We start from the raw sequence: 13,792 nt of genomic DNA, 5'->3' as shown, positions 1-13,792 counted from the left end.
GAAAACAGCTTGAATTAAGCTTTATCTAAATGTTATGAACAAAAAAAGAACCTGGTGTTACTGTAAAGTTTCTACGTCAATAAATCTTGATTTTCGTTAAAGGTTTTCCATAATAATTCTCCAAATAAGGTGTTGGACCATGCAAACCATTCTCTTGTAAACTTTTTGTCATCATCCTTATTAAAGGATTCATGCATGAAACCTGTTCCACCATGCGTTTTTTGTAAAGTTTCTATGCACCATTTTATTTCACCTTTATCTTTAGTTGTAAGGGCTTTCATAATGATGCTCATTGGCCAGATCATATCAAGACCGATATGTGGTCCGCCAATTCCTTCAGCCAGCTTTCCTTTGAAAAAGAAAGGATTATCCTTTGACCACACATATTTTCTGGTATTTAAATAGATAGGATCATCAGCTTTCACTGCTCCCAGATAAGGTAAACCTAAAAGACTCGGACAATTGGCGTCGTCCATCAAATTATAACTACCGAAACCATTCGTTTCAAAAGCATATATTTTCCCATACTCGGGGTGATCGTAGATTCCATACTTTTTGACGGCAGCATCGACCTCATCAGCCAGACTGCTTAATTGCTGAGCCAAAGCTTTTTCATTTTTTATCTCCGAAACCATCTCCGCGGCCTGTCGTAAACTTACTACTGCAAATAAATTAGATGGGATCAGGAACGCATAAATAGTGGCGTCATCACTTGGACGGAACATTGAATTGATAAGACCTACAGGATTCGTAGGATAACCATAACCTCCCATCGGGATTCCATCTGTAGCCCAAGCCGTCGTACGTTCGAATTTGTAAGGACCTAAGTTTGTTTTTCTCTGTTGCTCAGTAAAAGTTTGTAAAGTAAGTTTAATACCCCGCAACCAGTTATCGTCAAAAGGTTTTACATCTCCCGTTGTTTTCCAGAAATTATACGCCAGACGAATAGGATAACATAATGAATCGATTTCCCACTTTCTCTCGTGAATACCGGGTTTCATATCTGTATGATCATACTCTTTCCACTTGCTTATCTTATTATCATCATTATAGAATGCATTTGCATAAGGATCTTTTAAGATGAATTGTGTTTGCTTATGTATTACTCCAGAAATGAGCTTATGTAGCTTTTCATCCTTTTTTGAAAACTGTAGATAAGGAAATACCTGAGCCGAACTATCACGAAGCCACATGGCATCTATATCTCCGGTAATAACATACGTATCGGGAGTTCCGTTAATTTCTTTATAAAAAACTGTAGTATCTAATGTATTCGGGAAACAGTTTTCGAAGAGCCATGCTAATTCTTTATTTTTAACTTTCTTTTTAAACGCTGAAATCGCAGTTTCTACTGCTTCACTGGTAAAATGCCTTTTATCTTTAGGAACACGGACCACAGGGAATTCTTCAAAGCTAAAACTTTTCGCAAATGTATTCTGACTCCATAATAAACCTGCTCCAGCTAATGCACTTGTTTTTAAAAATTTTCTCCTTTCCATTGATACTTTTATTTCGTTGTTATTTTATTAATTCTATTTTACGGGCTTATTTCCCATCACAAATCTCAATTCGCCACCATTCATAATGTCGCTGTGGTTCAATTCCCAGCTTTTAAATTCTTTCCCATTCAGATACATTTTCTGAACATATATATTCTTATCAGATATTTTGTCCGCAATCACGGTGAAAGTTTTCCCATTCTCCAGTTTTAAAGAAACTTTAGGGAACTGAGGAGCTCCAATCGCGTAAACCGGCTTACCTGGAGTAACCGGATAAAATCCTAATGAAGAGAAAATATACCAGGCTGACATCTGTCCGCAATCTTCGTTATTTACAATTCCATCAGGTTTTGCTGCATACATATTATCGCGGATGAATTTTATCATTTTCTGAGTTTTGTATGGAGCTCCCGCATAATTATAAAGATAAGGAACATGATGTCCCGGTTCATCACCAAATCCTAAAGATCCAATAAATCCTGAAATATCAACATGCTGCTCACCCTCCATTTTAAGTGCCTCGGTAAAAGTCTTATCCAGTTTTTCTTCGAATCCTTTTTTTCCGCCATACAGATTCATCATTTCATCAATCTGATGCGGAGCAAAGAAATCATACGCCCAGATATTTCCTGAAACCCAATGAGGTTGTAATTTTTTCCAGTCATTTAACGGAAAATCAGGTAAGAATTGACCGTTTTTTTGTTTCGGCCAGAAATGGCTATTCTCTTTATTGAATGTATTAAGGAAATTCATTGAACGTTTCTTATAAACTTCCGCATCCTCTTTTTTACCTAATTTTTCTGCCAGCTGCTGAATACACCAGTCGTCATAGGCATATTCAAGAGTTGCGGAAACAGAAGCCCCATTTTCTGATGGTGAATAACCAAGTTTGATGTAATCATTAAGACCGCCACCGCCATCACTGCTGCTCATTTTATCCGTTAAAGAAGCGTCTTTCATTGCAGCGAATGCTTTCTCCTGATCAATTCCGGGCACTCCTTTAGAAATGGCATCCCAAATAACTGATACACTATGGTAACCAAGCATACAGAAATTATCATATCCACAAAGCTCCCATATCGGCATATGATCTTTACGGTCTGTATATCTACTGATCAGAGAATTTGCAAATTCTTTAGTATGCTTCTGATCCATAATAGTAAGCAGGGGATGTGTCGCTCTAAAACCATCCCAATACGAGTACGTACTATAGTTTGTGAACCATTTGGTATTCATATTTTCCTGAGCGGCTACATAATCTCCATTGGTATCCATATATAGATTTGGTGCAATGAAAGTATGATAAACTCCTGTGTAGAAGATTTTTCTCTGATCGTTTGTTCCTCCTGTTATCTGAAATCTATTCAAGAGGTCCCGCCACGTATTTTGTGCTGTTTCTTTAGCTTTGGCAAAATCAATATTTTTTGCTTCAGCGTCAAAATTTTCCTTTGCTCCTTCTGTACTTACCGGAGATAAAGACACTTTTACCTCGATGCTTTCGTTCTGTTCAGTAGAAAACCTTACATATGCTTTTGCATCTTTAGCAAGGGCAAAATTTTCATTATCTTTTATTTTTCCCTCAGAATAGGTTCCATAAGACTTAAATGGTTTTGAAAATTCCATTACGAAATAGGCAAATCTTTTTCCACCCCATCCATTACTGTAGCAATAGCCTGAAATTTTGTTATTTCCCTCTATTCTTACCAGTGTATGATTAATATTTCCGAAGATTTTGTTCGTTGGATCAATGATAATGTTTGATTCATCACTCTTTGGAAATGTATATTTATGAAAGCCTACTCTTGGCGAAGCCGTCAATTCTGCTTTTATGCCATAACTATCCAACATCACAGAATAATATCCAGGTGAGGCAGTTTCTTTTTCATGACTGAATTTGGAACGATAACCGCTCTCCGGATTTTCTTCTGAACCGGGAAGCATTTTTACTTTTCCAACGGTAGGCATTACCAAAATATCTCCAAGATCAGCCCAACCGGTTCCACTAAGGTGATTGTGGCTAAACCCCATTATGGTCTTACTGCTGTAATGATATCCTGAACACCAATCCCAGTCACCACTTTTTGTATTCTGATCGGGGCTCAACTGTATCATTCCGAAAGGTGTTGTAGCTCCCGGGAATGTGTGGCCGTGCCCGCCAGTTCCTATAAAGGGATCCACCCATGAAAGGACATCATCCTTCCGTTGTTGAGCATTAACCGTTTGAAAAAACAGAGCAATAAAAAAATAGATAAGCAGTTCTTTTTTCATAATAGAGAGATCTTGAACATTTTTAAGACAACACAAAAAAATGAAAATTTTATTTTAAAAGCGAGAAAATGACGCTTTTCATTACAATTTAAATAGAATTGTTTTTCATAAAATCAATAATTTCTGAGATATATCCAAAAGCTATAGCAACTGTGGTATCAGCAGCACCATAATATACAGTAACTTTATCTCCTTCCGACAATGCTGCACAAGGAAAAATCACATTAGGAACATCTCCTGTTAGCTCATACAATTCTGCCGGAGCTAACAGATAAGGTTTTGTTCTGTACAACACTTTTGAAGGATCTTCAAGGTCAAGCAATGCAGCTCCCATCGAATATCGGAAACCACTGCATGTATTAATTACTCCATGATAGAATAACAACCATCCTTCATCGGTTTTTATTGGAACCGGGCCACCTCCGATCTTAGTACATTGCCATGCGCTATCTTCAAAAGGTGTTACTTTCATTACACAACGGTGTTCACCCCAGTATTTCATATCCGGACTATAGCTGATGTAGATATCTCCAAACGGAGTATGCCCATTATCACTTGGACGACTCAACATCGCATATTTACCATTGATCTTTTCGGGGAAAAGCACTCCATTTCTGTTAAATGGCAAAAAAGCGTTTTCACACTGGAAAAATTCTTTAAAATCAAAAGTATAACCGATTCCTATGGTAGGCCCATTATATCCGTTGCACCATGTGATCCAGTAACGGTCTTCAATAAAGGCAACACGTGGATCGTATTTATAATCAGATTCGATCATTTCAGTATTTCCTGCCTGCATTTCAACAGGATTGTGATTGATATCCCAGTTAATACCGTCCTTACTAAAACCTGCGAAAATATTCATTTGCACGGCTTTATTGTCACATCTGAAAACTCCCGCAAATCCATCTTCAAAAGGAACTACGGCACTATTGAATATACTGTTTGATGTAGGTATCGCATATCTGTTGATAATTGGATTTTCGGAGAAACGCCACATTACATCGTGACTATCTACCGGACGATCCTGCCAAGGGATCATTGCTGATTGAGGTGTCATAAAGTATTTTTTACTTTTATTTAAAATTATTTGATAATTGAATTATTCTTCTTTTTGTTTTTCCGGATGAGGAAAGGGTGCTATAAATGTGACTGCAAATGCAGGAATAGTAGCAATCAGAACCCAGATGAAAAACATTTTGTATCCGATCCAATCACTGATCATTCCACTGAACATTCCGGGAATCATCACACCCAGATTCATGATCCCTGTTGCAAATGCATAATGGGCTGTTTTATGTTTTCCCGGTGCTATCTGCTGCATCATATACAACATAAGCCCAACAAAACCAAACCCATAGCCAAAGTATTCTACGACAACAGCAATACTTACGGGTAAAAGAGTACCCGGCTGGTAATGAGCCAATAAGGCATATACTACAAACGGAACATTGAAAGCACAGCAAAGCCAGATTAAAGATCTTTTCAACCCTCGGGCAGAAATAAAATAGCCTGCCAACACAGACCCTAAAATAAACGCAGCCGATCCATAGGTTCCATAAATAAGACCAATATCCGATGTTGATAATCCTAATCCTCCGGAAGCTCTTGGTGCTTTGAAAAACAATGGGGCAATCTTTATGGCGAATCCTTCTGCAAAACGATATAAAATAATGAACAATACAGACCACATAATATTACGTTTTGTGAAGAAAGAAGTAATCACTTCCAGAAGTTCATGCCGGACATTTCCAGCCGTTTTTTCATTTTTCTGCTTTTCCTGTTTATTTTCTTTCGGTAAAATAGAATAATGATAAATGGCCAAAATGAAAAATAAGGCCGCATAAACTCCCATGATGATCATCCATGCATGAGTAACTCCCTTCGTTTTTTCTAAAACCCCAGCGAAGTAAACCAGTACTCCACTGCTGATAATCTTAGCCAGATTGTAAAACGCTCCCTGCCATCCTATATATTTTGCCTGTTCTTTATTGGTTAAAAAATTGATATAAGTCCCGTCTGCTGCAATATCATGTGTCGATCCACAAAACGCAACAACAGCAAAAAGAGCGATACTATACTTGAAAAATTCTGGTAATGGAAGAGTGAATGCAACCAAAGCAAACAGAATCCCTATCGCAAATTGAGTAAAAACAACAAAGAATTTTTTTGTTTTATAGATTTCCAAAAAAGGACTCCAAAGAGGCTTAAGTGTCCAGGAAAATAAAATCAGAGCAGTCCAGAAAGCAATCTTTGAATCCGAAACCCCCATATCCTTATACATGATCCCGGAAACAGCATTAATAGTCACAAAGGGTACACCCATTGCAAAATACAATGTTGAAATCCAGAAAATAGGTTTTATTGAATGAGTCTCGGAGCTGGTCTTTCCCATATTACTTTTATACAAAGAGAGTATCCCAAGGGTTCATTCCGATTTAAACGAAACTTGATGAAGAAATAAAAAAAACAATAGATTCTTCCTACATCGGAACGAAAAAAATCAAATAAAATCTGACCCTTGAGACTTCCCCTAAATTTTTAATTTTTTAAATTAAATTTATGGTTTCTTATCCCACCATAGTTTAGTTCCACCTGTATCTGCTCCACCTAAATATTGCAAGGCCTGAGGATAATTAAAAAGTGAATTTTTAGTATCTACAGTAAATGGAATTCTACGAATCATTGCATCTGTACTGATAAGCCCGCCACTATCATTTTGTCTTACTTTGAAAAGAATAGGATAACCGGTTCTTCTTTGCTCTGCCCATGCTTCAGGTCCGTTAGGATAAAGCGACAACCACTTTTGGGTAATGATCCTTTCTAATTTTCGTTCATTAGAATCAGCATTGTTCCAGGCAATGGTAATCGTACTCAATTCAGGGTGTCCAAGACCTATATTATTAGCGGTATTTTTTGGATCAACATACGGAGCTTCTGTAGCAGTGTTATTGGCAAGATATGCAGCAACACTAGCGCTTTTCCCCCATTCACCAAAAGATTGCTGAACTCCAGTTTCATAATCTGCCTGGATTCCACCAGCTCCAGCATAACCTCTCAGTGCTGCTTCTGCTTTCAGGAACCAGGTTTCGGCAGCGGTAAACAATTTCATTTTACCGTCAGTAGCAGAGAAATAATCTCCATTTGCCGATTTTGCCTGTGGCTGAGAAAATCCTCCATAAGTAGTTTTCCCATTTAATAAATCAATTCCTTGTCGTATTCCAATATACTTCCCATTAATTTGAGCATCACTGTCCGTTGCAGGAATTGCATAGGCAGGAAGTCTAGGGTCATTATACCCGTTCATATAGGCCATTAATGGTGCTCCTATAAGACAATCTCCCCAACCATAGATAATGAAACTCAATTCAGACTGACCAACGCTGATCAAAGCATTATCTTCATTTTCAGTAATTAATCCTGCAGATGATGCAAGCGCTTCTTCAGCATATTGCTTGGATTTTGCAGGATCAGCATAACTCATACGCATCGCTAACCTCAATTTAAGAGAGTTAGCTAATTTTGCCCATTTACCCATATTTCCCTGATAGACTAAATCTGCTTTTTTTAATGCAGATTTATCTTCTACATTTTGTGTTGCAGGGCTATTCTGTATCATTTGTAGATCATTAATAGCAGCCGTAAGATCAATAATAAACTGATTATAGGCATTTTGTTGAGAATCAAAATCCGTAGTACCATTGGCATTCGGTGTGTCATATTTACTGTATACTACTGGACCATGGTTATCAGAAACCCTTGCAGCAGTAATTACTCTCAATATTTTTTTAACTGCAAATGTTCCTTTAAAATCTATACCTGGATAGATTTTCTTAGCAGCATTATCAATGTTGATAGAATAATTGAAAATATCCTGTTGTCTAGCAATAATCCTGTTGTTCCATCCATCCATCATATAATAGGTCATATTATTTTTTCCCCCATTAAACTGTGATGCTGTACTGAACATCCCGCTGAACATATCGGCACTCAAATTAGGATAGAGCTGGTAATCTGCCTGAAGCCCTCTCTGCATAGAAACTAAAGGGTCTACCACCAATTTAAAATCTGCATAAAAATTTTCAGGCCCTCCTAACTTTTCCTGATTATATTGATCAAGTTCACTGGTACATCCGGAAGCAGAAGCTAATACTACCACTCCTAGTACCCATGTTTTTATATTAATGATTTTCATTTTGTATTGTAAAATTAGAAGTTAGCTTTTAGTGATAATCCAATAGATCGGGTGATCGGTAATCCAAATGAATCTACCCCTACACCACCAGGTGTATTTCCTGATACCTGCTCAGGATCGAACGGCGCCTTTTTATAGAAGAAAAACAAATTCGTTCCTACAAGACTTACTGTTGCACTTCTCATATATTTTGAATTCACATCAAAGGTATAGGAGACTGATGCCTGGCGTAAACGTACTGTTGTAGCACTATACATATAGGCCTCATCAATCCCTGTATTATTTTCAATTCCTCCAATTGCTTTATAGTATGCTTTTGGATCTGTTTTGCCAGTATAGATCTGTCCTGCATTAGGTGTTCCCGGTGCATACACTGAATTTGGAATAGATACCCCTCCTGCATCACGAGCATTCGCAGAAGCCTGGCTCACACCATAAACATCATTCGCTTTTTCAGTAAGTGATAATACCTGTCCTCCAAATTTCCCATCAACAAGGAAGGAAATGCCTAATTTACCAATATTAAAATTATTGTTAAAACCTAAGATAAATTTAGGATTTGGGTTACCTAAATAACCAAGGCTCCCTGTAGTTGCTAATGGAATACCATCTTTATCCACTAAAATACGACCCTGATCGTCTCTTTGATATTTAATTCCATAAATATCACCAAACGAACCTCCCAATTTCATTTTTGTGTAGTTTCCACCACCAGTCAATGAAAACAGTTGATCCTGAGGAATATTTAGGCTTGACGGAAATAGTTCCACGATCTTGTTTTTGTTCACAGATCCATTCAATGTGGTTGTCCAATCAAATTTCCCTGTGTTGAAAATCTTGTATGATAATGAAGATTCAAACCCCGTATTCTGTATCTTTCCGGCATTAATATAATATGAACCAGTAGGAATGCCTCCTAAATTGGAAGAGATCAATGTTTCTAACAATTGATTAGTAGCATTAGAGTCATAATAAGTAAAATCAAAATTAAGCCTGTTTCTAAGTATTCTCAATTCAGTACCTGCTTCAAATGTTTTATTAAGCTCCGGTTTTGGAAATAGATCCTTATAACGGGGATCAGTAACAAATGAACTCTTAGGATATACAATTGTTCCTGCGTCTACTCCAAAAGAATATCCTTTATTATATTCTAGCATTGCGTTTGATATATTTGGTGGCAACCCTAGCCCAACAGTAGCATAAGATGCCCTTAATTTCCAGAAATTAATAACTTCCGGAAGTTTAAAGACCGAGGATAATATAGCATTTGCACCTATTGATTCGTAGTCAAATCCTTTTCTACCAGTTAAGGCCAAAGTAGAATCCCAGTCGTTTCTGAATGTCATGTCCAGGTACAACATATTTTTGTATCCAACAGACGCACTGGCAAAAAATGACTGTACCTGTTTTTTTAAGTTATAATAAATATAATGATACCCATCTCCCGGAGCCCTGTTTCCTGGCCACAAAAGGTTATTTAGTGCAAATAAATTGGGTGTTACCAGACTGGCGTTATCAATTTGCGTTACTTTATTTCTTGTTGTATTAATACTTCCTCCCACTGTAAAGTCTAGAGAAATATCCTCACTTAATTTTGGGCTACCAACCAATAAAACATCTCCATAAGTGGAAGAATTTTCATATGTATTTCTAAGCAATCTTCCATTCGTTCCATTGACCAACAATGCCGGGTCTGAGTAGGCAGAAATTCCTCTCTGGCTATCGGAGATACTCCAGCTGTAGTTTCCACGCACTCTGGCAGTCAACCAAGGATTGATCTGGTAGGATAGAGCTACTGCACTGTATGTATTTTTGTTACTTACTGTCACCTTATCTCTATTCAATATCCAATATGGATTCTGTGTAGCAGGATTTCCTTTAAATGATCCGTCTGGCTTTACCTCCCACCAATTTTGGGCTGGAAGTAAACGATTTTTATCAATGTAGGAATAATTATCTCCCCCATACTGATCAAAATCTACTCCTCTAGGCAACCAATACAGACTCGTTAAGGGAGAAAAAGATACCCCCGGGGATTGTCTGTTTTCACTATTCTGTATGGAACCAATGAAGTTAGCATCCAACGTTAATTTATCATCCAGAAATTTACTGGAGTTTCTGAAAGAGACATTGTACTGATCAAAATAAGAAAGAGGAACAACTCCTTTGTTGGTTGTATTTCCTAAAGAAAAATAATTTGTTGATTTCTCATTTCCTGATTGAAATGAAAGACTATTAACCCATGTTGTTCCGTTTTGTAGAAAATCTTTTAAGTAATCCTTAGAAGATCCTTTTGCTCCCCAACTCTGAACAGAGGCACCTGGAGTGTCGTTCGCCACAGATGGATCATAGGATAGATAACTGTGTTGCAATTTAGGAAGACTATATGCCCGTTCTACACTGAAACTAGAACTATAGCTAATAGAACTTCTTCCGGCTTTCCCCTTTTTTGTTGTGATTAATATTGCACCGTTACCACCTGCAGAACCATAGAGCGCTGAAGCTGAAGCTCCTTTAAGAAAATTCATGCTTTCAATATCATCTGGGTTGATGGAGCTTAATACATCCCCCGCATCTGGCATACTTGAATACTGACTGATCTCAGGAGCTTTCCCCGCATCATTGATGATTGGAATTCCATCGATCACATACAATGGCTGACTATTAGATACAGATTTATTCCCCCTCATTACCACTCTTACGGAACTTCCTACACCATTGGTTCTATTGATCTGCACATTGGAAACTTTTCCGTTGATGGAATTTAAAAGATTGGGAGTCTTTACAGCAGTCAGTTCATCTCCGCCAATCTGTTGGCTTGAATAGGTAAGAGAGCGTGCTTGTTTTTTGATCCCCAAAGATGTCACAACAACCTCTTCAATATCGGCTGTTTTAGTTGTATCGGCTGGCTTAGCTTCTTGTGCATATCCAAACACAGAAAAGGCTAATAAAACCGGTATAGCAGTTTTTCTCATAGGTAGATTAAATAGTGTTTAATTTAGAATCAGTACTTTACATCTTGTTTTTACTTATAAAACAAACCCAACTTATTTTGCTTAACATTTATGTATCATAAACACCAAACAATTAAAGTTTTGTTAAAATTTAATTCATATTGACAAATCTAATTTTTGTGCTCAATTAGATATAATACTATTTTGTCATAAAACGATATTATTTTTTCTAACATTTTTTAAGCCGTCTTATTTTCTCCTGACAGACAGTCTTTTATAATACTTTTAGAGATTAAAAATAATAGGTGTTTTTGATGATTTTTGCATGCAAATTGTGATTTATAATCAATTTATTCTGTCATTCTTATCGGTTTACTGCTTATCAAAAGAAAATCCGAATACCTAAATCCGGACTCAAGAATATGAAATCTTTTAAATAAAAAATATCATTCTATCTTTTTAACTCCTTTAAACTGCTCCTTAAATTCTGTGGGTGTTGTTTTTTTTATGGATTTAAAAACCTTATTAAAATTGGCTATATTATTAAAACCTGCTTCAAAAGCAATTTCAGAAATAGTAAGGTTTTTTTCCATTAGCCAACGGGCAGCATAACTTACTCTTATCTCATTGAGGTAGTTCACAAAAGTTTTACCTGTCCTTTTCTTGATAAACCTATTAAAGCTCACACTACTCATATTGATCAGTGAGGCTATATGATCTAAGGTGATTTTATTTTCAAAGTTTTTATGAACGAAATCATGGATAGTTTTCATTTTATCACTATCCACAAATGTCTCAAGTTCAATACTATAGGATGATAAAAATGTTTTATTTTCAGCGGTAGCCAATTCATTGAGAATTTTCATGATCTCTATAAAAGATTCAAAACTATTCATCTTTGATAAATTAAGAAATGATTCCTTCAGCTTTTCTGCCGTTTCCTTCGAGAACAAAATTCCCCTGATCGATTCATTGATCAAATTGCTAATGGGTTTCAGAATATTTTTCTGCATCAGAGATTGGTTAAAGAAATCCTGATTGAACTGTACTACAATTTCATACGTTTTCTTGTTCTTACATTTATAATTCGCCCAGCAATGTGGAAGATTAGGACCAACCAGCACTAATTCGATCTCTCCGATCTCTCCCGTATGATCACCTACCATCCTGCGATATCCTTTTCCTTTATAAATAAAATTGATCTCAATTTCCGGGTGATAATGATAGGGGAAATCAAAGGATGTTTTTATCCTGTCAAATACAAGAAAACTATCCTCTGGAGATAGAGGAGTTATTTCTCTCAGAATATTTTCTAAACTGCTCATATAGTTTTTAAAGAAAATTATATTTAAATGTAAATATTGATCATAGAATTATCGGAAATATATAAATTTTTATTCTTACATGCATGATACGAAGAATTAATAGAATTGACATTATTCATTTTTGTATCTTTATTGTTAAAGTATATCAATGCTCTCACAAAGTTTAATTTTTGAAGACCCTTATAAAAAGTTTGGATTCGATGTTTTTTCTGAAGAAAATTTAGACACCCTTAAAGAAAATAGGTTCCGTTCCGAGATCAAAATTTTTTTTGTTCCTCCTGGATATGAACTCAGTGTGGATTTCAATCATTACAAGACAGACGTACCTACGCTGTTTTTTCTTACTAATCAATACCTCGATGTAAAAAAGGGAAACCCGAACGAATCTGTTCTTCTTTATTATAATAGGGACTTTTACTGCATTCAGATCCACGATAAAGAAGTTGCCTGTGATGGGCTTCTTTTTCACAACATTTTTGAAATTCCAAAAGTAGAACTTGATTCAGAGGAGTCTATCGTTATTGAAAGTTTACTTAAAAATATAAGGCATGAGCTCGAATGGAAACAGTCGTCGAATGAGGAAATGATCAGAACCTATCTGAAACAGATTATCATTCATTCAACAAGAAAATGGAAAAAGCAAAACCTGGAAACGGATGTCGTTAATATTCCTGGTAATGAATTGGATGTATTCAGAGACTTTAGCAGAAACCTGGAAATCCATTTCAGGGAAAAACATAATGTTGCCGATTATGCAGAAATATTGCGTATTGCCCCAAAAACATTGACTCATAAATTTAAACATTTAAATTTGGAATCTCCAAATCAGTTGATCATTAACAGGATTTTGCTCGAAGCGAAAAGGCTACTATTTTATACGGATAAACCGGTAAAAGAAATTGCTTACGACCTGGGATATGAAGACCCTGCTTATTTCAACAGACTTTTTACAAACAAAGTAGGCAGTACACCTTCCAATTTCAAAAAAAGTTACTCATCGGGAAAAAAGTACAATATTTAGTTCTTTTTATCTATTGAGATCAACCCATCAACACCATACCTTTGTCATATCAAAAATCAATTTAAAATAATTTAAAAACAAAACATTATGAAACGTAACGCAACAGCCGTTTGGAACGGTAACATCAAAGAAGGAAAAGGAAGTTTAACGACTCAAAGTACTACTTTAAACGAAACACAGTATTCTTTCAACAGCCGCTTTGCTGATGGAGTAGGAACAAACCCGGAAGAGTTATTGGCTGCTGCTCACGCAGGATGCTTTACCATGAAACTAAGCGCAGAGTTATCACAAGCAGGTTTTACTCCTGAGGAATTAAAAACAACTTCTGTGATTACCCTTGATCCAAGTATCGGAAAAATTACGAAGTCGGAATTAACTTTAACTGCAAAAGTTCCTGGCCTTTCTGAAGAGGATTTCCAAAAGTATGCTAAAATAGCTGAAGAAGGATGTCCTGTAAGTGCAGCTTTCAATTTTGAAATTACCTTGAATGCTACTTTAGCTTAAAACCTTACTACTATAACCAATTAACA

At 36.4% G+C, this 13,792-nt stretch carries 9 protein-coding genes; 2 read left to right on the top strand and 7 right to left on the bottom strand.

From position 1 onward, the window contains the following. Positions 1–71 precede the first annotated feature (71 nt). The 7 genes from J7E44_RS13195 to J7E44_RS13165 form a co-directional block, all read right to left on the bottom strand. Complete coding sequence (locus tag J7E44_RS13195; protein WP_214830517.1) at positions 72–1,499, bottom strand: glycoside hydrolase family 125 protein; 1,428 nt, start codon at positions 1,497–1,499, stop codon at positions 72–74. A 33-nt stretch (positions 1,500–1,532) separates the two neighbouring features. After that, positions 1,533–3,767, bottom strand: a complete 2,235-nt coding sequence (locus J7E44_RS13190) for a GH92 family glycosyl hydrolase (RefSeq protein WP_214830516.1) — start codon at positions 3,765–3,767, stop codon at positions 1,533–1,535. Between the two features lie 88 nt (positions 3,768–3,855). Further along, complete coding sequence (locus J7E44_RS13185) at positions 3,856–4,827, bottom strand: glycoside hydrolase family 130 protein (protein WP_214830514.1); 972 nt, start codon at positions 4,825–4,827, stop codon at positions 3,856–3,858. A 42-nt stretch (positions 4,828–4,869) separates the two neighbouring features. After that, positions 4,870–6,162: an MFS transporter gene (locus tag J7E44_RS13180; protein WP_214830512.1), complete on the bottom strand. Its 1,293-nt coding sequence runs from the start codon at positions 6,160–6,162 to the stop codon at positions 4,870–4,872. Positions 6,163–6,327: 165 nt separating this feature from the next. After that, the gene (locus tag J7E44_RS13175; RefSeq protein ID WP_214830510.1) at positions 6,328–7,962 is read right to left on the bottom strand and encodes a SusD/RagB family nutrient-binding outer membrane lipoprotein; all 1,635 of its coding nucleotides are present in this window, start codon (positions 7,960–7,962) and stop codon (positions 6,328–6,330) included. 14 nt (positions 7,963–7,976) lie between these two features. Next, positions 7,977–10,937, bottom strand: a complete 2,961-nt coding sequence (locus J7E44_RS13170) for a SusC/RagA family TonB-linked outer membrane protein (protein ID WP_214830502.1) — start codon at positions 10,935–10,937, stop codon at positions 7,977–7,979. A gap of 425 nt (positions 10,938–11,362) precedes the next feature. Next, the gene (locus tag J7E44_RS13165; protein ID WP_214830500.1) at positions 11,363–12,241 is read right to left on the bottom strand and encodes an AraC family transcriptional regulator; all 879 of its coding nucleotides are present in this window, start codon (positions 12,239–12,241) and stop codon (positions 11,363–11,365) included. Positions 12,242–12,389: 148 nt separating this feature from the next. Between J7E44_RS13165 and J7E44_RS13160 the strand changes: the two genes are divergently transcribed. Both J7E44_RS13160 and J7E44_RS13155 read left to right on the top strand, forming a co-directional pair. Further along, positions 12,390–13,262 (top strand): helix-turn-helix domain-containing protein, encoded by an 873-nt coding sequence (locus J7E44_RS13160; RefSeq protein ID WP_214830498.1) that lies wholly within the window; start codon positions 12,390–12,392, stop codon positions 13,260–13,262. An 87-nt stretch (positions 13,263–13,349) separates the two neighbouring features. Continuing rightward, positions 13,350–13,766: an OsmC family protein gene (locus J7E44_RS13155; RefSeq protein ID WP_089028566.1), complete on the top strand. Its 417-nt coding sequence runs from the start codon at positions 13,350–13,352 to the stop codon at positions 13,764–13,766. Positions 13,767–13,792: the final 26 nt, after the last annotated feature.

The organism is Chryseobacterium sp. ISL-6 (genome assembly GCF_018613715.1).
GTDB classification, from domain to species: domain Bacteria; phylum Bacteroidota; class Bacteroidia; order Flavobacteriales; family Weeksellaceae; genus Chryseobacterium; species Chryseobacterium paludis.
Note: the sequence above shows the minus strand (reverse complement) of the source record. Positions and strands in the feature narration are given on the sequence as shown.

Coding starts and splice junctions, on each gene's coding strand:
- J7E44_RS13160 (WP_214830498.1), top strand. CDS start 12,390: ATGCTCTCACAAAGTTTAATTTTTGAAGACCCTTATAAAAAGTTTGGA.
- J7E44_RS13185 (WP_214830514.1), bottom strand. CDS start 4,827: ATGACACCTCAATCAGCAATGATCCCTTGGCAGGATCGTCCGGTAGAT.
- J7E44_RS13195 (WP_214830517.1), bottom strand. CDS start 1,499: ATGGAAAGGAGAAAATTTTTAAAAACAAGTGCATTAGCTGGAGCAGGT.
- J7E44_RS13165 (WP_214830500.1), bottom strand. CDS start 12,241: ATGAGCAGTTTAGAAAATATTCTGAGAGAAATAACTCCTCTATCTCCA.
- J7E44_RS13180 (WP_214830512.1), bottom strand. CDS start 6,162: ATGGGAAAGACCAGCTCCGAGACTCATTCAATAAAACCTATTTTCTGG.
- J7E44_RS13170 (WP_214830502.1), bottom strand. CDS start 10,937: ATGAGAAAAACTGCTATACCGGTTTTATTAGCCTTTTCTGTGTTTGGA.
- J7E44_RS13175 (WP_214830510.1), bottom strand. CDS start 7,962: ATGAAAATCATTAATATAAAAACATGGGTACTAGGAGTGGTAGTATTA.
- J7E44_RS13190 (WP_214830516.1), bottom strand. CDS start 3,767: ATGAAAAAAGAACTGCTTATCTATTTTTTTATTGCTCTGTTTTTTCAA.
- J7E44_RS13155 (WP_089028566.1), top strand. CDS start 13,350: ATGAAACGTAACGCAACAGCCGTTTGGAACGGTAACATCAAAGAAGGA.